Raw genomic sequence first — 16,297 nt, forward strand, 5'->3', positions numbered from 1 at the left:
GCCTAGTCCTAATTCGAAGGAATCAGGGCCGCACGGCCGGTGTTTCCATCGGCAGGCCGCGCGCCCGCGACATCAAATAGAGCTCGAGCGCGACGAGCTCTGGGGCGCCGTAGTCGTAGGCCTGGGCGCGCACGCCGGACATGCAGCTGCGCAGACGCCGCTCCAGCGACCCCAGCGTCTGCCATTCCAGCCGATACAGCGGATAGCCGGTCGGCTGCGCTTGCGTGATCGGAGCGCCCGCCAGATGCCTGTCAAAGTTGTCGTCGTGGCAATTGGTGCAGGCGAGGTTGAGCTGGCCCTCGCGCTGCATGAAGAGGTCGCGGCCCTGTTCGACGAATTGCTTGAGTTGCGGGTCGTCGCCGGCCGTGATCGCGACGCCGCGCGACTGGTGGGCGACGAAGGCGGACAGCGCCAGCAGGTCGCGGCTCTCGTAGGGGAGCGGCGTTGCCTGCTGATGATTGGCGCGGCAGAGATTGATGCGTTGATCGAGTGTGATGGGACGGCCCACCGCCTTCTCGAAAGCGGGATAGCGCGCCGCGACGCCCTTCATGCTGCCCCGCGCATCGCCGTGGCAATCCGCACAGGCCTTCTCCGCGCTGCCGGTCTTCTTCGTCCAGAGCGCCTCGCCATCGAGCACGAACAGCATGCCCGGATTGGCGGTGTCGTCATCCTGCATGGCGCGCGTGTCCGGCCCCATGAAAGCGTAGCCGGAGCGGCGCGCCTCGGGCGCAATCTCGCCGGCAAGCAGGGCAGGAGCCGCGGCCAGCAATGTCGCCACCGCTATCGCGCGCCAAAATTTCATTCGACCGTGATCGATGCCGAGGCGGTGGACGAATAGCCGTTGTCGCCGGTCCATTCGAACTCGAACTTGCCGCTCTCTTTCGCGACCGTGAAGAACGAAAGGTAGGGGTTCGCGGCGATCGCCGGAAACAGATCGGCGCGAAAGATCTCCGTGCCGTTGTAGCGGCAGGCGAAGCTCGTGATGATGTCGCGCGGCACCAGCTTGCCGTCCGCGGTGTGGCGGAAGCCGGTTTCCATGATGTGCGAGGTCAGCGTGCGGATTTCGATGACGTCGCCGCGCTTGGCCTTTGCCGGAACGTTGATCAGCGCGGCCATCAGTTCAGCTCCTCGGTGCAGGCGGCCAGCGTCACGACGATGTCGGCGGCGACCTGCCAGAAGCTGTCATCGGAGAGACGCGCGATCGCGACCACCTTCTGGGTGTCGGCGAGCCGGATCCGCGTCGAAACCTGGGCTCGGCCGGCCCACGGGCCGAGATGGAAATTGCCGATGTTCGGCTGCGGGTTCTTCTCGTTGAAGACGTGGATGCTCTTGACGTAGTCATCAGGCGTCATCGGGCTTGCGACGCTCACGGTCATCGGCACGGTGTTGCCGTTCTCGACCAGCGGCGGAATGTCGAGCTTCACCCTGCCGGTGCGAATCGGGGCCTCACCGACGACGTTGCGGATCGCCGTGTTGAGCATCGCGGGCGTCGCCTCCAGCGGCCGCAGCGTGACGATCGGGATCGTTCCGGCGGCGGTGATGCCTCCGGCAAGGCTCAGGAATTGTCGTCGCGTGGTTGGCATGAGCAGTCCTAGTCCCGAAGCGTTGCAAGGTAGGCGACGATGTCCTCGATCTCCGCGGCCGACAATATCGGTTTGCCGGCGAAATTGCGCCCGACCCGGACGAGGCCATCATTGCGATAATAGGACGGCATGATGGTCTCCGCGTTGAAGCGCGACGCATCGACCAGACGAAGCCGCAACTGGCTCACCGACCACCGGTTCCCGGCGCCGGAGAGATCCGGCGCGAGGTCGCCCTGGAACCGCGTTTCCGGAAACGGGCCGGAATGGCAGAGGATGCAGGTCGTCGTGCGCGCGAGCACCAGCGCGCGTCCGCGCGCGGCATCGCCGGGCGTAGCGGTGAGCGAAGCCGGAATGCCGTCGCCGACGATTGTGTAAGGCGCGAGCTCGTCCGCTTGGGTGGGCAAGGCCAAGGCAAGGCTCGCTACGATGAATACCGCAATCGCAGATCTTGGATTGAATGACTGAGGCCGCCGCGAACTCCTCTTACCTCTCCCGCTTGCGGGAGAGGTCGCCGCGTAGCGGCGGGTGAGGGCTCTTTCCTCTTGGGGGGTCTCGCGGGCGGAGACACCCTCTCCCCAGCCCTCCCCCGCACGCGGGGGAGGGAGCGCGTCGTGCTCGTGGCGGCAGGCTCGTCCCATCATTGCCCTAGCCAAAGGTGTCTGCCGTGATGGTTTGAAACCAGCGCGCGGCCTCGTCAGCCTCGCGGGCGCGCAGCTCGCGCGGGGCATCGACCGGGCTGGTCGCGCCGCCCTCGACCTCGGCAAAGATATCGCCTCTGGGCTGGTAGTTGCCGGCGAGCGAAAAGCCGTAACCGGGTGCGACGGTGGTGTAGCAGACACCGGTGAGCCGCGGCGTCTCCGGGGCGCGGCCTGCGAGCAGGTTGACGATCGCGGCGGCGCAGGCCTTGCCTTGCGCGCTTGCGGCCGACGCCGATTTGGGAATGCCGCCGCCGAGGCAGGCATCGCCGATGACGTGGATGTTCGGGACGAGCTTCGACTCGAAAGTTACAGGATCGATCGGGCACCAGCCGGTCGCATCCGCTGCGCCCGCAATCTGGGCGAGGTGGCCGGCGCGTTGCGGCGGGATGACGTTGGCGACGTCGGGGGTGTAGTTGCCGAACTCGGTGATGATGGTCTTCGTCGAAGCGTCAACGGAGGTCACGCGGCCGCCCTGCGACAGCGCGATGCGTTCGATCATGTCGCCATAGAGCTCCTTCCAGGCCCGCTCGAACAGCCGCTGCTGCGAGAAATTGTCCTTGGCATCGAGGACCAGCACCTTCGAGCGCGGCTTCTTCGTCTTCAGGTAATGCCCGATCAGGCTGGCGCGCTCGTAAGGCGCCGGCGGACAGCGCGATGGATTGGCCGGGATTGCGATGGCGACCGTGCCACCGTCTTCCATCGCCTCCAACTGCCGGCGCAACAGCAGCGTCTGTGCGCCGGCCTTCCAGGCGTGCGGCATCTTTTCCGACGCCGCCTCGTCGTAGCCGGGCAGGGCTTCGACATGGAAGTCGATGCCGGGCGAGAGCACGAGGCGGTCGTAAGTGAGCGTGGCGCCGTCGGTCGTCGTGACGCTGCGCCTTTCGGGATCGACGGTTGTTGCCGCCTGGGCAACGACGGTGATGCCTTCGGCGACAAGCTTGTCATAGCCGAGCTGCTGCGCCTCGATCTCGCGCAGGCCTGCGATCACCTCGTTGCTGAACGGGCAGGATGTGAAGACCTTGTTCGGCTCGATCAGCGTCACCTGCAATTTGGCGTCGGCGCGTTTGAGCGCGCGGGCACAGGCCGCGCCGCCAAAGCCGCCGCCGACCACGACGACGCGGCCCGCCGATTGCGCGCGCAGGATTGAAGGTACTGCGTACGATGTGGCCGCGGCGGTGATGCCGAGGACGGTATTCCGCCGTGTCACCGGCGCATTCATGGGTCTCATCCGGAAAATGCCGCGGCGGCCGTCGTGGCCGCCGCGAGTTGTTGCTTGAGCGTGATCTTCTCGGAAAACCGCTTCGCTCTTTGCGCTAACGCGGCCCTTCGGGTCCGGATCATGCTCTAGGCGAAAGTGATGTTCTGGTCGCGCAGCGGAACGGAACGGATGCGCTTGCCGGTCGCGGCGAAGTACGCGTTGAGCACGGCCGGTGCGGCAACACCGATGGTCGGCTCACCGACACCGCCCCAGAATCCGCCGCTCGGCACCATCACCGATTCCACCTTCGGCATCTCGTTGATGCGCATCGAGTTGTAGGTGTCGAAGTTGGTTTGCTCGATCTTGCCGTCCTTGACGGTGCAGCCGCCGTAGAACAGCGCGGACAGGCCATAGACGAAGGAGCCCGCGATCTGCCGTTCCACCTGCGCCGGATTGACGACGTAGCCGGGGTCGGTGGAGGCGACGATGCGGTGCACCTTGATCTTGTTGCCGTCGGTCACCGAGATCTCGGCGGCGCCGGCGACGTAGCTGCCATAGCCCATCACCTGCGCGATGCCGCGATAGACGCCTTGCGGCGCCGGCGTGGTCCAGCCGATCTTCTCGGCCACGGCATTGAGCACCGCCAGATGCTTGGGGTGATTGCCCATCAGCTTGCGGCGGAACTCGAGCGGGTCCTGGCCTGCGGCATGGGCCAGCTCGTCCATGAAGCATTCCATGTAGATCGCGTTGTGATTGACGTTGACGCCGCGCCAGAAGCCGGGCGGAACGTGCGGATTGCGCATCGCATGCTCGATCAGCAGGTTCGGCACCGAATAGCCGAATGCGGCCTCGCCGGATTGGGCGACACCCTGGAACGCGGCCGGGTCCATTCCGTTCTGGAGCGCTTCGGGGCGAAGCGAGAACAGGATCGACTGTCCCGACAGGCGGTAGTGCAGCGCGACCAGGTTGTTGTCGGCGTCGAACGCGCCGGTCATCTTGCACTGGGTGATCGGGTGATACCTGCCGTGCGCCATGTCCTCTTCGCGCGACCACAACAGCTTGACCGGCGTGCCCGGCATCTGCTTGGCGATCATGACCGCCTGGCGGACGTAGTCGGTCTGGCCGCGCCGGCCGAAGCCGCCGCCAGGCATTACCTTGTGCACGTCGCACTTCTCTGCCGGCAGGCCGGAGGCCTCCAGCACCGCCGCGAAGGCTGCCTCGCCGTTCTGCGTGCCGCACCAGACCTCGCATTTGTCCGCGGTGTAGAGCGCCGTGGCGTTCATCGGCTCCATCGTGGCGTGGTTCTGGTAAGGGTAGTTGTAGACGGCCTCGACCTTCTTGACGGCGCCGGCAATCGCCGCCTTGGCGTCGCCGTTCTTGTTGCCGACATAGGCCGGCTGCCCGTTGTCGAGGCCTTCCGCCAGCCACTTCGCAATCGACTCGCTGGAGACCTTGGCGTTGTCGCCTTCGTCCCAGACGATCGGCAGCGCTTCCAGCGCGGTCTTGGCGTGCCACCAGGTGTCGGCAACGACCGCGACCGCGGTATCGCCGACCTTGACGACCTTCTTGACGCCTTTCATGCCGGCGATCTTGGCCTCGTCATAGCTCTTCAGCTTGCCGCCGAACACCGGGCAGTCCTTGATCGCGGCGTTCAGCATGCCCGGCAGCTTGACGTCGATGCCGTAGACCATCGTGCCGGTGGTCTTGTCGGCGGTGTCGAGGCGCAGCACGCCCTTGCCGATCAGCTTCCAGTCCTTCGGATCTTTCAGCTTGACGTCGGCCGGCGGCGTCAGCTTGGCCGCAGCCTCGGCGACCTTGCCGTAGGTTGTGGTCCTGCCCGACGGCGTATGGGTGATGACGCTCTTCGCGGCGGTGCATTCCGACGCCGGCACTTTCCACGAATCGGCGGCGGCCTGGATCAGCATCACGCGCGCGGTGGCGCCGCCCTTGCGGACATAGTCCTGCGAAGAGCGGATGCCGCGGCTGCCACCGGTCGAGAAATCGCCCCAGACGCGCTTGCGGGCGACGCTCTGGCCGGGTGTCGGATATTCGGTCGAGACCTTCGACCAGTCGCATTCGAGTTCCTCGGCGACGAGTTGGGCGAGGCCGGTGAGCGAGCCCTGGCCCATCTCGGAGCGGGCGATGCGGATCACGACGGTGTCGTCGGGCCTGACCACGACCCAGGCGCCGATTTCGGGCGAGCCGTCGGCTGCGCGCACCACGGCGGGACCGCCGAAGGGGATATCGAGGCCAATTGCGAGGCCTGCGCCGACCGCGGCGGTGCCGATGACGAAGGCACGGCGGTTCATCTTGGGAGAGACGTGCTTGTTCATGGGGCGGTTCCTTACGCGCTGGCGATCGTGTGGATCGCTTCGCGCACCTGCTGGAAGGTGCCGCAGCGGCAGATATTGGTGATGGCCTCATCGATGTCGGCGTCGGTCGGCTTCGGCTTCTCGTTCAGCAGCGCTGCCACCGCCATGATCATGCCACTCTGGCAATAGCCGCATTGCGGAACGTCCTTGGCGATCCAGGCTTCCTGCACCTTGTGCAGCGTGCTGCCGGACGCCAGCCCCTCGATCGTGGTGATCTTCTTGCCTTCGGCCTCGGCGACCGAAACGCCGCAGGCGCGGGTCGCGATGCCGTCGATGTGAACCGTGCAGGCGCCGCATTGTGCAATGCCGCAGCCATATTTGGTGCCGGTCAGCCCGGCATTCTCGCGGATCGCCCAAAGCAGCGGCGTATCCGGCTCGACGTCGAGTGTGAGGGATTTTCCGTTGATTGTAAGGTTTGCCATCGCAGTCCCCTGATTGGTCCAATCCACCGATTGGACTCAGGGGCGCAATGTGTCCGGCAAATTGGAACTGTTCAAATCAACAGTCCGCGGGGTGGCCGTCAAAGAGATCGGGGGGCGCCGGGAAGATTGTTGGGTGTTCGGTGTTGCAGTCAATTGCCCGCTCGCGACCGCGGAGGCGATCGTTCATGAAATGGCCCGTCACAAGCTGAGGGCGTTTGGTGTCGCAAACGAGAATGCGATCCGGATCATCAGCAAAAGACGAGCTCTATCCCAGTCCGGTCCGCAGCGACATCCGCGCCCTGCTGGCGCGCAATGCCTCGCGGATGGAGAAGGGCTTCGAGACGTTGGGCAGCATGCCCGCACTGACGCGCCCGGCCGCGAGTTTCTCGGCGCGTTCTTCGCCTGGTGCAGCGATGTCCTGGCGAGCAGGCGGAAGCTGCTTGCGAGCGAACGCTGCTGATTGCTCGCTTCGCCGCGGGCCGGGTTCCAGGCGCCAATCCGCGGCTTGGGGCGACGCCCGGCCGTGAACGCCGGTTCCAGGCCCGATCACCGCTGCATTGCGGCGACAGTTTGTCCCCTTTTGCCGGGATGCAAGACGAGGTCGCTCTGGTACACTGAGTCGAAGCCAGAGGAGTTCCATGGACGTGCCGAGCCCCTGCAACGTGTTGATGCTCTACCCGCTGTTCACCGCGGAGTCGTTCTGGAGTTTTGGCGAATCCTGCAAGCTGATGGGCGTGAAGCGACCCGCAGCTCCCCTCGGCCTGATAACCGTTGCCGCGATGCTGCCTGCCGACTGGACGGTGCGCCTCATCGACTGCAACACGTCGCCCCTGGGTGACGAGGATCTCGCCTGGGCCGACGTCGTCTTCACCGGCGGAATGCTGCCGCAGCAGGCCGACACGCTGCGCCTGATCGAGCTATGCCGCGCTGCGGGCAAGCCGGTGGTCGTCGGCGGCCCCGATCCGACCTCGAGCCCCCACATCTATGAGAGGGCCGACTTCCGGGTGCTCGGCGAGGCCGAGAGTGTCATCGACGAATTCATCGCGGCCTGGGAGGGCGGTGCGCGCTCCGGCGTCTTCACTGCGCCGAAATTCCAGGCCGATGTCACCAGGACGCCGGTGCCGCGGTTCGACCTGCTCAAATTCGAAGATTATCTCTATATCGGTGTGCAGTATTCGCGCGGCTGCCCGTTCACCTGCGAGTTCTGCGACATCATCGAGCTCTACGGTCGCGTGCCGCGAACCAAGACGGCCGAGCAGATGTTCGTCGAGCTCGAGACGCTCTACCAGATGGGCTACCGCGGCCATCTCGACTTCGTCGACGACAATTTCATCGGCAACAAGAAGTCGCTGCGGCTGTTCCTCCCGCAGCTCGCCGAATGGCAGCGCGCCCACGGCTATCCGTTCGAATTCTCCACCGAAGCCTCGATCAACCTCGCCGACGATCCGGAACTGCTGGAGCAAATGGGGGCGGCCAATTTCTTCGGCATCTTCGTCGGCATCGAAAGTCCGGATCCGGCGACGCTGGTCGCGATGCGGAAGAAGCAGAACACGCGGCGCAACATCGCCGAGAGCATCCACAAGATCTACGCCGCCGGCATTCTCGTCACCGCGGGCTTCATCGTCGGCTTCGACAATGAGAAGGTCTCGATGGCGGAGGCCATGATCGAATTCATCGAGGAGGCGGCGATCCCCGTCAGCATGGTCGGCCTGCTCTATGCCTTGCCGAACACGCAGCTGACGCGCCGCCTGGAGCGCGAAGGCCGGCTGCACCCGGGCCACGATCTGGCGCCGACCATCGGCGCCGATCAGTGCACGGATGGGATCAACTTCGATCCGGTGCGCCCGCTGCGCGACATCCTGATGGATTACAAGCGGGTGCTGGAGCGCATCTACAGCCCGGCTGCCTATGCCGGACGCATCGACCGCTTGATGACGCTGCTCGACCGTTCGCGGCAGCGCCACGCGCTTGCGGAGGGCGATATCCGTGCCAAGCTCGGCGCGATGGAGACCGTGCACCGCGTGGTCACGGCGATCCCCGAAGCGCGCGGGCCGCTCTGGCAGACCTTCATGAACTGCGCCAAGCGCGACACGTCATCGGCGCGGATCGCGGTGCAGATGATCGCGGCCTATGCGCATCTCGGGCCGTTCTCGCGCAAGGTCATCGCCGCCATCGACACGCGCCTCGCCGCGCTCGACGACGAGACGGTCATCCCGGCGGCAACGGTCGACGTGACGGTGGCGCGGCACCTGGCCTGAGGGCCTTACTTTACCGCCAGCCGCAGGAAGCTCATCACGCTGCCGAGCGCGGCAAAGCCCGCGCCGAGCGCCAGCGCGACGGTCGCGCCGTCGTGGCCGGCGATGGCGAAGCAGAGCGCCGCGAGCGCGGCCCCTGTCGTCTGTCCGGTCAGGCGCGCGGTGGCGACGATGCCGGAGGCGCTGCCGCTGCGATGCGGCGGCGCGCTCGACATCACCGCCTTCATGTTCGGCGCCTGGAAGAAGCCGAACCCCATGCCGCAGATCACCATCCGCCAGATGATGTCGGCGATGGCGGGGTTGGCCGGCAGCATGGCGAGCAGCGCCATGCCGAGGCCGAGCAGCACGAGGCCGATGCCGCCGAGCAGCCCGACCGCATGCCGGTCGGACAGGCGCCCCGCGATCGGCGCCATGATGCCGACCACCAGCGGCCACGGTGTCATGAAGAAGCCGGTCTCGACCTGCGAGCGTCCCAGCACGTCCTCGAAATAGAACGGCAGCGAGACGAAGGCGAGGCCCTGCACCGCGAAGGAGCACACCGCCGTTGCCGCCGACAGCGCGAACATCGGCCGGCTGAACAAATCGATCGGCAGCATCGGCGCGGGATGATCGGCGTGGCGGCGCATCAGGATGAAGCCGAGGGCGATGGCGGTGACCAGCTCGATGCCCACGACAACCGGCGACAGATTGTGCGCGGCGCTGCCGATGCCCGTGATGAACAGGCCAAGGCAGGCCGACGCCAGGATCGCGCCGAGAAAATCAAAACCGTGATCGGCCCTCGGCGTCTTCGGCAGCATCGCAAAGCCGATGCCAATCGCAACGAGGCCGAAGGGAATGTTGACGGCAAACAGCCACGGCCAGGGGCCGAGCGCGAGGATCGCGGAGGCGATCGACGGCCCGAAGGTGAAGGCGGTCGCGACCACCAGCGCGTTGTGGCCGAAGCCGCGGCCCAGCATCCTTCCGGGATAGACGAAGCGCACCAGTGCCGTGTTGACGCTCATGATGCCGCTGGCCCCCAGGCCTTGCAGCGTGCGCGCGACCAGCAGGCTGTCCAGCGACCACGCGACCGCGCAGAACAGCGAGGCGATGGTGAACAGGATCAGGCCACCGAGATAGATGCGCTGGTGCCCGACGATCTCGCCGAGCGCGCCGAGCGGCAAGAGCGTTGCCACCAGCGCGATCTGGTAGACGTTGACGACCCAGACCGACTGCTCCGGACTGACATGCAGGTCGGCGGCAATGGCGGGCAGCGCGATGTTGGCGATCGCGGTGTCGAGCGAGGCCATCGCCAGAGCGGTGAAGATGGCGGCGATCGCCCAGCGCCGCTGCGCGGCCGGCAAGCCGTCGGCGATGGGATGGTCGGGCTCGCGCGCGGCGGCAGGTAACGTGATCGTCATTGCGTTAGCGCGTTGCTCCGGCGGCGTGGCTATGCGGACTTTTGGCATGTACTACGCCGAAGGCCGCTTCCACAGGCATATGCTTGCATGCTGTGTATGCGCGAAGGTGAGGCGATGCCGCCGGGCTCTGGCGTATGATCGCGCCGGCGCTGCAATTTTGGGGAAACGTCATGCAACTCATCGTTCTGCCCGGTGACGGCATCGGACCGGAGATCACGACCGCGACATCGGGTGTGCTGCGCGCGGCCTCGGAGCGCTTCCAGCTCAATCTGCGGCTGGAGGAGCACGCGGTCGGGCACGCGAGCCTGAAGCAGTTCGGCACGACGGTGCGGCCCGAGCTGCTCGACATCGTCCGCGGCGCCGACGGCCTGATCCTGGGGCCGACCGCGACCTTCGACTTCAAGGATGAGGCGCATGGCGAGATCAATCCGTCCAGGCACTTCCGCAAGAACCTCGACCTCTACGCCAATGTCAGGCCGGCGCGCACCTATGCCGGGCGGCCAGGCCGCCTCGGCGATTTCGACCTCGTCGTGGTGCGCGAGAACACCGAAGGCTTCTACGCCGATCGCAACATGGAGCAGGGCAATGGCGAGATGCTGGTCACGCCTGACGTCGCGATCTCGCTGCGCCGGATCACGCGGGCGTGCTGCGAGCGCATCGCGCACGCCGCCTGCCGTCTCGCGATGAAGCGGCGCAGGCACCTCACGATCGTGCACAAGGCCAATGTGCTCAAGATCGGCGACGGGATGTTCCTGGACATCTGTCGCGCGGCGGCGAAGGGCTATGCCGGCCTCGAAGTCGACGACATCCTGGTCGACGCCATGATGGCGCATGTCGTGCGCAACCCCGATCGCTTCGACGTCATCGTCGCCACCAACATGTTCGGCGACATCCTGTCCGATCTCACGGCCGAGCTGTCCGGCAGTCTCGGCCTCGGCGGCTCGCTCAATGTCGGCGACCGCTATGCCATGGCGCAGGCGGCACACGGCTCGGCGCCTGACATCGCCGGGCAGGACGTCGCCAATCCGGTCTCGCTGATCCTGTCGACCGCGCTGCTGCTGGCCTGGCATGGCGAGAGGAGCGGCGCGGTGCGCTACGAGGAGGCCGCGCGTGCGATCGAGACGGCGGTGGCAAAGGCGATCGGCGAGGGCAGGGCAACGCGCGATGTCGGCGGCAGGCTCGGCACGATCGCGGCGGGGGCGGCGATTGCGGAGATCTTGCAGGGGGCTTGAGGTGCTTCGGCGCGTGCTTTCCGGCTCTTTTTTGGGCGAAACAAAAAAAGTCGAAAAACAACCCCATGCACAGTAGAACACCCCTTGATCGATAAGGGATTTTCGCGATGCGTCGCGGCGACATCCGCAGCTGCGATCGCGTTGACCCGTCGGGCAAAACACTGGCAGGATGCGATGCTGGCGGCGATCGGGGACTGGGCCATGGCGCGTTCTCGTCACGCGCAATGTGGGCCTCAGACCGCACGGCGGCGCGTCTCCTCCGGCGCACGTTGAGGCAGATCAATACTCGCCTCGCAGGCCCGCCAGACCCTTCCATCAGCGCATCCATGGAAAGGGCGGCCGACATGCAAACCCTGCTCAGGGAAATCCGGAATACGCCCTTGCTCTGGATGCTGGTCTTCGTGCCCATCGTGCTGCTGGCCGAGGCGGCTGCCCCGCATTCCCACACGCTCCTCTTCGTGCTGGCGGTGCTTGCGATCGTGCCGCTGGCGGCGCTGCTCAGCCACGCCACCGAAGCGGTCGCCGCGAAGACCGGCGATGCCGTGGGCGGACTGCTCAATGCAACGCTCGGCAATCTGACGGAGCTGATCATCGCCATCACGGCGCTGCGTGCAGGCCAGTACATGCTGGTAAAGGCCTCGATTGCGGGCGCGATCGTGACCAACGCGGTGTTCATGTTAGGGGCCTGCCTGCTGCTCGGCGGCCTGCGCTACCACGTGCAGGAGTACAACCGTGCCGGCGCGCGGCTCTCGTCTGGCCTGTTGCTGATGGCAACCGTCGCCCTGCTTGCGCCTTCGGCGGTCGCCGATCTCGAGCACCTGCCGCAGGGCGGAGGCATCTTGAACAAGCTCAGCGTCGGCATTTCAGTCCTGCTGATCATCGCTTACGCGCTCGGCCTGTTGTTCTCGCTCGGGACGCACAAGGAATTGTTCGCAAGCGCCGATCATGGCGACGACAAGGAGGCGCACTGGCCGATCGGCATCGCCGTCGGCACGCTGCTGGTCGTCACGGTGCTGGTCGCGCTGGTCAGCGAAATCTTCGTGGAATCGGTGCAGAAGGCGGCGGAAACCTTCGGGATGAGCCCGGCCTTTGTCGGCTTCATCATCGTTTCGCTGGTCGGCGCTGCCGCCGAATTTGCGGTGGCGTTCGGCGCGGCGCGCAAGGACCGGCTCGACATGGTCGTCAGCATCGCGCTCGGCAGCGCCTCGCAGATCGCGCTGTTCGTCGCCCCCGCGCTGGTGCTGCTCAGCTACGTCGTGGGGCCGACGCCGATGAACCTGCAGTTCTGGCCGGGCGCCGTCACCATGGTGATGATCGCCACGGTCACGTCGGCGTTCATCACGGCCAGCGGACGCTCGGCATGGTTCGTCGGCGCGCTGATGATCTTCATCTATGCAGTGTTCGCGCTGACCCTGTATGTTGTCCCGCCGGCGGGCGAGGGATGAGGTGCTGTTGCCCGTCGGCACGAGGGTGAACTAGCTCGTCCGGGAAATGGCGGCCCGCGGCAAGCCATCCTCCGGAACGGCGAATGCGTTTTCGCTAATAGGCCCAGTAGCTGCCGGAGGGCAGGCAATTGTCGTCGCCATAGCCGTAGCCATAGCCGCCGCCATAACCGTAATAGGACGCGGGCGGGTAGCTGTAGCCGTAGGCGGGATAACCGCCATAGCTGCCATAATAGGCGCTCCGCGCAATCGCGCCGCCGACGACGGCGCCGGCAACGCCATAGCCGAGTCCGCGATAACCGTAGCCGCGATAGCCCCAGCCGCCGCGGTAGCCCCACCCGACGCCGCGATAGCCATAGCCGCCACGCCAGCCGCCGACCCATCGCACTTCAGTGGTGTTCTGATCGACCATCGATTTCATCGTCGCCAGATGCGTCGGGATCGGCCCGGCCTGGACACCCATAGCGGGCAGCAGGGCGCCGGCTCCGGCGAGAATGAGGGTGCGCAAAGACTTCGAGGAGGTCATGATCGATCATCTCCTTGGCTACGGGCGGCGCTTTCTGCGCCACCATCGACAATTGATTCCGGCGTGGCGTTGCCGTGGCGGGCTTGATCTAGATCAAGCGTCGGGGTCGCGGCACCGCCGCGCCGTCAGGAGACGCTGCCCGATGCTCTAGGCCTGCAACCGCGGAACGAGACGAATCGCGTTCTCATGGCCAATCGCATCGAGATCCTCAGTCGAAAGGCCAAGCTTCTGCAACTGCGCGAACTGGCCAAGGCCGAAATACGGATAGTCGGTGCCGTAGGTGATCTGGGAGGCGGGTACGAGCTTGAGCAGCGCGGCCATGGACGGCGCGAACGTTGCATTCGCGGTGTCGTAGTGAAGCCGGGCTAGCTCGCCTTCGATCCCCTCCGGCGCAAACTCCTTGAGGTCGGGCCGCGCCCCATAGAACGAATTGATGCGCCCGGCCATCATCGGAATCGTGCCGCCGGCGTGCGAGAACAGCCATTTGATGTCGCGGTGGCGGGCAAATGCACCGCTGAGCAGAAGGCTCGTCACCGTACGTGTGGTGTCGTGCGGGACTTCGATCACCGCGGGAAACGTGCCGACGCTGAGCGCGCTGCAGCAACTGGCGACCAGCGGATGCACATAAACGACCGCCTTGCGACGGTTCAGCTCTTCGAACACCGGCCTGTAGGCGGCATTGCCGAGCCATTTGTCGCCGTAGCTGCTTTGCAGCCCGATCCCGTCCGCCTTCAGCGTGTCGAGCGCATATTCGATCTCCTTGAGCGTGGCATCGACATCCAGCATCGACAAGGTTGCGAACAGGCCGAAACGGCCCGGATGGTCGCGCATCATGTCCGCCGCGTACTCGTTGCAGGTGCGCGCGAGCCGGCCAGCTTCCGCCGGCCCGAGGTCGAACCACACCCCTGGCGTGGAGGCGACCGACAGGATGCCCGTGCGTATGCCATTGCGGTCCATGTCCTCGACGAGCTTCTCGCGGGTCCAGGCAACCTGACCGGGAAAGTGCGGCTGCTTGCGGGCGTCCTCGTAGCCAAGCCAAAGCTTCTGGTATTCGGGCGGATAGAAATGAAGGTGGGTATCGATCAGCGCCGGCCTGGTCTGTCCGCGCACCGCAACGGCCGGGATGGCCGAGGCAAGGCCGAGCGCACCCACTCCCGCGAGAAAGCCGCGCCGCGACCAGGACGGGCCGCAACAGGTAGAGCAGCGCTGATGCCCTCCCGATTTCCGATCCCAAATGAGCATGTTGCGGGTCTCCTGTTACGAATTGGCATGGACGGGGGGCCTGTGGTGCTTCCATAGGCAGGAGGTTTCGCCCATCTGCAATCCGCGGTGCGGCTGCAACATGGGCGGTGATTGTTGGGGATTGGAATGTGCCCATTTTTCGTCGCTGAGCGATGTCTATCGTCACGTCGTCGCATCACAGCAGCAACTTTGTGTGAACGCGGCCCGGCGTTGCGTCCCATGACTCCGGCTCGCCCGGCAGCCGACGGGGCTCGCAATAGTCCGGCGGAAAATTGTCGCGCGTCTGTTCGCTCATGATGCGCCGGGCGGCCTTCGAGGAGTCGAAGCGATGGACGTTTTCCCGATTAGCGCCGGTCGCCGTCATCCTTGTCCGAGAGGCCGTTCGATGAACGTTCGTCGTATTCGGCCCTGAGCTTCGCAAGGATGGATTGCAATGTCTCCTGCTCAGTCGAGCTCTCGTCATTGCTCTGCCCCCGCAGGCGCCGCAGCTTGCTGCGGAGCATATCGTACGCTTCGAGAAGGGGCGGGCTCAGCGAAAAGAAGGCGCCGAGCGCAATCGCGATGATCACATGGCGAAGCGAAACGGGGGGATCCTCGCCGGGCGTAGCGGCATCATGGCGGACTGGCACGGGCGAAAGACCGGCTGACCCGCCGTCGGCGCGGGACGGCCGCGGTTTTCGCGGCGGGATCACGACGACGACAAAAAGGATGTTGAGCAACAGCCAAATGCCTAAAATGACGAGCAGCGTACGCATGAATAATCCAAGGACAGCGTTACCTGAGCTGACGGCAGTATGGTTTCAAATATCGATGCTTCCACGAATCCGATCACGCGACCGGCAACTCGCATGCAATGAAAAAGCTGTCTGATGCCGGACAATGAAGCCGTTACCTTAATCTCGAGCGTGGACAGCAGAGGTCGGGACACGGCATCGCGCGGCATGATCCTGGCGCCTGCCACGGCGCTACGGGACGCTGAGTTCGACAAGGTGAGTTAAGCCGGTCGGGTCCCGTCGGACGGAAAAATCGAGGCGATCGAAACCGGCCGCCGTCGCGATTTTCCGAAGTTCCGGCTCGGAGCGATGAACCAGCTTCCAATCTGCGATGGCCTCCATCCACACGCGAAACGGATTCCCTGCGGCGATATTGGTGAAGACGATCGAGCCACCGACCCTCAGAAGGCGGCGGCGCAATTCCCCCAGAATGGAGATGATCGTTCGGTCGTCGAGGTAGTCGGACAGGCAGCCGCAGACGACGACATCGAACGGGCCTTCGTCCTGGACCTGTCGGATCGCCCGTCTCACGTCGCCGCACACGATGTGAACATCGCAATAACGGCTCAGTCGCTCTTCGGCGAGAGCCAGGGCTTGCCTGTCGAGATCCACGAGAACGACCGTGGATCCCGTAAATCGATGTGGTGCGATCTGGAAGTCGGCACCTCCGCCACACCCAATCGAGAGGATGCGCCCCGGCGTCGTGGCGCACATCTTGAGGTACTGCCACCAGATCCTGTTTCGATGCTGTTGCACGATGGCGGTATTGAGTGCGTGCCATTCGATCCAGTCGCCCGGATCGGCCGTGGTCGGCAGGCTCGCGCCGGCTGCGAGCAGTTCGACAGTTTCGAAATCACCGGGATAGCCGCGCGGCCACTCCTGAAGTCTGCGGACAAATGAGGAGCGGGCGTGGAGATGACGGGCGGGTGCGAGGAGCCTTTGAATATTCGGTGAGTTCCATGCCGGAGCCGGAAGCCTGGCCAAGGCGCAGCAAAGAGCGTGCATTTGAGAGGCTGTCCTGTGCATTGCCGCTGCCGGATCCCTCGGCATCAGCTCAAAGAAGCGGCAGAAGTCGCCCACCTCCCGGTCAAGCTCGTCCAAATCAATCCCGCTGTGCGTTTCGTCCATTCGTCCCAACCTCCAGGATCGGGATGAGA

Annotated in this window: 17 protein-coding genes; 4 read left to right on the forward strand and 13 right to left on the reverse strand. The window is 65.3% G+C overall.

What is annotated here, in order from left to right; translation table 11 throughout:
* Window positions 1–22: 22 nt before the first annotated feature.
* The 7 genes from soxA to WN73_RS42720 form a co-directional block, all read right to left on the reverse strand.
* Window positions 23–802, reverse strand: coding sequence for a sulfur oxidation c-type cytochrome SoxA (gene soxA / locus WN73_RS42690; protein WP_028174733.1), 780 nt, complete (start codon window positions 800–802; stop codon window positions 23–25).
* Window positions 799–1,116, reverse strand: a complete 318-nt coding sequence (gene soxZ / locus WN73_RS42695) for a thiosulfate oxidation carrier complex protein SoxZ (protein ID WP_028174734.1) — start codon at window positions 1,114–1,116, stop codon at window positions 799–801. The genes soxA and soxZ overlap by 4 nt, the downstream gene beginning before the upstream one ends.
* Complete coding sequence (locus WN73_RS42700) at window positions 1,116–1,583, reverse strand: SoxY-related AACIE arm protein (RefSeq protein ID WP_028174735.1); 468 nt, start codon at window positions 1,581–1,583, stop codon at window positions 1,116–1,118. The genes soxZ and WN73_RS42700 overlap by 1 nt, the downstream gene beginning before the upstream one ends.
* Window positions 1,584–1,591: 8 nt before the next feature.
* Window positions 1,592–1,993 carry a sulfur oxidation c-type cytochrome SoxX gene (gene soxX, locus WN73_RS42705; RefSeq protein ID WP_231166664.1) on the reverse strand — a complete coding sequence of 134 codons (402 nt, stop codon included), beginning with the start codon at window positions 1,991–1,993 and terminating at the stop codon, window positions 1,592–1,594.
* A 235-nt stretch (window positions 1,994–2,228) separates the two neighbouring features.
* Entirely contained in the window at window positions 2,229–3,500 is a 1,272-nt protein-coding gene (locus WN73_RS42710; RefSeq protein WP_028174737.1) for an NAD(P)/FAD-dependent oxidoreductase, read from the reverse strand.
* 125 nt (window positions 3,501–3,625) lie between these two features.
* Window positions 3,626–5,812, reverse strand: coding sequence for a xanthine dehydrogenase family protein molybdopterin-binding subunit (locus tag WN73_RS42715; protein WP_028174738.1), 2,187 nt, complete (start codon window positions 5,810–5,812; stop codon window positions 3,626–3,628).
* A gap of 11 nt (window positions 5,813–5,823) precedes the next feature.
* Window positions 5,824–6,273, reverse strand: a complete 450-nt coding sequence (locus tag WN73_RS42720; protein WP_028174739.1) for a (2Fe-2S)-binding protein — start codon at window positions 6,271–6,273, stop codon at window positions 5,824–5,826.
* 49 nt (window positions 6,274–6,322) lie between these two features.
* Here WN73_RS42720 and WN73_RS42725 point away from each other — a divergent pair, with 49 nt between their 5' ends.
* Together WN73_RS42725 and WN73_RS42730 are read left to right on the forward strand one after the other, a co-directional pair.
* The gene (locus WN73_RS42725; protein WP_231166665.1) at window positions 6,323–6,733 is read left to right on the forward strand and encodes a hypothetical protein; all 411 of its coding nucleotides are present in this window, start codon (window positions 6,323–6,325) and stop codon (window positions 6,731–6,733) included.
* Window positions 6,734–6,911: 178 nt separating this feature from the next.
* Window positions 6,912–8,531 carry a B12-binding domain-containing radical SAM protein gene (locus tag WN73_RS42730; RefSeq protein WP_028174741.1) on the forward strand — a complete coding sequence of 540 codons (1,620 nt, stop codon included), beginning with the start codon at window positions 6,912–6,914 and terminating at the stop codon, window positions 8,529–8,531.
* Window positions 8,532–8,536: 5 nt separating this feature from the next.
* On the opposite strand, the gene WN73_RS42735 is transcribed toward WN73_RS42730, so the two are convergent.
* The gene (locus WN73_RS42735; RefSeq protein WP_028174742.1) at window positions 8,537–9,925 is read right to left on the reverse strand and encodes an MFS transporter; all 1,389 of its coding nucleotides are present in this window, start codon (window positions 9,923–9,925) and stop codon (window positions 8,537–8,539) included.
* Window positions 9,926–10,095: 170 nt separating this feature from the next.
* Here WN73_RS42735 and WN73_RS42740 point away from each other — a divergent pair, with 170 nt between their 5' ends.
* On the forward strand, window positions 10,096–11,157 hold the full coding sequence (locus tag WN73_RS42740) for an isocitrate/isopropylmalate dehydrogenase family protein (RefSeq protein WP_028174743.1): 1,062 nt from the start codon (window positions 10,096–10,098) through the stop codon (window positions 11,155–11,157).
* A 344-nt stretch (window positions 11,158–11,501) separates the two neighbouring features.
* Window positions 11,502–12,602 carry a calcium/proton exchanger gene (gene cax / locus WN73_RS42745; RefSeq protein WP_038965839.1) on the forward strand — a complete coding sequence of 367 codons (1,101 nt, stop codon included), beginning with the start codon at window positions 11,502–11,504 and terminating at the stop codon, window positions 12,600–12,602.
* A gap of 94 nt (window positions 12,603–12,696) precedes the next feature.
* On the opposite strand, the gene WN73_RS42750 is transcribed toward cax, so the two are convergent.
* The 5 genes from WN73_RS42750 to WN73_RS42770 all read right to left on the reverse strand — a co-directional run bounded on the left by WN73_RS42750 (window position 12,697) and on the right by WN73_RS42770 (window position 16,268).
* Complete coding sequence (locus tag WN73_RS42750; RefSeq protein WP_028174745.1) at window positions 12,697–13,125, reverse strand: hypothetical protein; 429 nt, start codon at window positions 13,123–13,125, stop codon at window positions 12,697–12,699.
* 147 nt (window positions 13,126–13,272) lie between these two features.
* Window positions 13,273–14,367, reverse strand: coding sequence for an amidohydrolase family protein (locus tag WN73_RS42755; RefSeq protein ID WP_028174746.1), 1,095 nt, complete (start codon window positions 14,365–14,367; stop codon window positions 13,273–13,275).
* 175 nt (window positions 14,368–14,542) lie between these two features.
* Window positions 14,543–14,731, reverse strand: coding sequence for a hypothetical protein (locus WN73_RS42760; protein WP_028174747.1), 189 nt, complete (start codon window positions 14,729–14,731; stop codon window positions 14,543–14,545).
* A complete protein-coding gene (locus tag WN73_RS42765; protein ID WP_028174748.1) occupies window positions 14,712–15,122 on the reverse strand; it encodes a hypothetical protein in 411 nt (136 codons plus the stop codon). The genes WN73_RS42760 and WN73_RS42765 overlap by 20 nt, the downstream gene beginning before the upstream one ends.
* Before the next feature lie 210 nt (window positions 15,123–15,332).
* Window positions 15,333–16,268 (reverse strand): class I SAM-dependent methyltransferase, encoded by a 936-nt coding sequence (locus WN73_RS42770; RefSeq protein WP_049832540.1) that lies wholly within the window; start codon window positions 16,266–16,268, stop codon window positions 15,333–15,335.
* Window positions 16,269–16,297 lie beyond the last annotated feature (29 nt).

The sequence above is a fragment of the Bradyrhizobium sp. CCBAU 45394 genome (assembly GCF_028128655.1).
In the GTDB taxonomy this organism is placed as follows: domain Bacteria; phylum Pseudomonadota; class Alphaproteobacteria; order Rhizobiales; family Xanthobacteraceae; genus Bradyrhizobium; species Bradyrhizobium diazoefficiens.

Excerpts from the sequence above, each read along its gene's own strand:
- WN73_RS42715 (WP_028174738.1), bottom strand. The coding sequence starts at position 5,812 with ATGAACAAGCACGTCTCTCCCAAGATGAACCGCCGTGCCTTCGTCATC.
- soxZ (WP_028174734.1), bottom strand. The coding sequence starts at position 1,116 with ATGGCCGCGCTGATCAACGTTCCGGCAAAGGCCAAGCGCGGCGACGTC.
- WN73_RS42720 (WP_028174739.1), bottom strand. The coding sequence starts at position 6,273 with ATGGCAAACCTTACAATCAACGGAAAATCCCTCACACTCGACGTCGAG.
- WN73_RS42730 (WP_028174741.1), top strand. The coding sequence starts at position 6,912 with ATGGACGTGCCGAGCCCCTGCAACGTGTTGATGCTCTACCCGCTGTTC.
- WN73_RS42755 (WP_028174746.1), bottom strand. The coding sequence starts at position 14,367 with ATGCTCATTTGGGATCGGAAATCGGGAGGGCATCAGCGCTGCTCTACC.
- WN73_RS42760 (WP_028174747.1), bottom strand. The coding sequence starts at position 14,731 with ATGACGGCGACCGGCGCTAATCGGGAAAACGTCCATCGCTTCGACTCC.
- WN73_RS42765 (WP_028174748.1), bottom strand. The coding sequence starts at position 15,122 with ATGCGTACGCTGCTCGTCATTTTAGGCATTTGGCTGTTGCTCAACATC.
- WN73_RS42700 (WP_028174735.1), bottom strand. The coding sequence starts at position 1,583 with ATGCCAACCACGCGACGACAATTCCTGAGCCTTGCCGGAGGCATCACC.
- WN73_RS42750 (WP_028174745.1), bottom strand. The coding sequence starts at position 13,125 with ATGACCTCCTCGAAGTCTTTGCGCACCCTCATTCTCGCCGGAGCCGGC.
- cax (WP_038965839.1), top strand. The coding sequence starts at position 11,502 with ATGCAAACCCTGCTCAGGGAAATCCGGAATACGCCCTTGCTCTGGATG.
- WN73_RS42770 (WP_049832540.1), bottom strand. The coding sequence starts at position 16,268 with ATGGACGAAACGCACAGCGGGATTGATTTGGACGAGCTTGACCGGGAG.
- WN73_RS42710 (WP_028174737.1), bottom strand. The coding sequence starts at position 3,500 with ATGAATGCGCCGGTGACACGGCGGAATACCGTCCTCGGCATCACCGCC.
- WN73_RS42735 (WP_028174742.1), bottom strand. The coding sequence starts at position 9,925 with ATGACGATCACGTTACCTGCCGCCGCGCGCGAGCCCGACCATCCCATC.
- soxA (WP_028174733.1), bottom strand. The coding sequence starts at position 802 with ATGAAATTTTGGCGCGCGATAGCGGTGGCGACATTGCTGGCCGCGGCT.
- WN73_RS42740 (WP_028174743.1), top strand. The coding sequence starts at position 10,096 with ATGCAACTCATCGTTCTGCCCGGTGACGGCATCGGACCGGAGATCACG.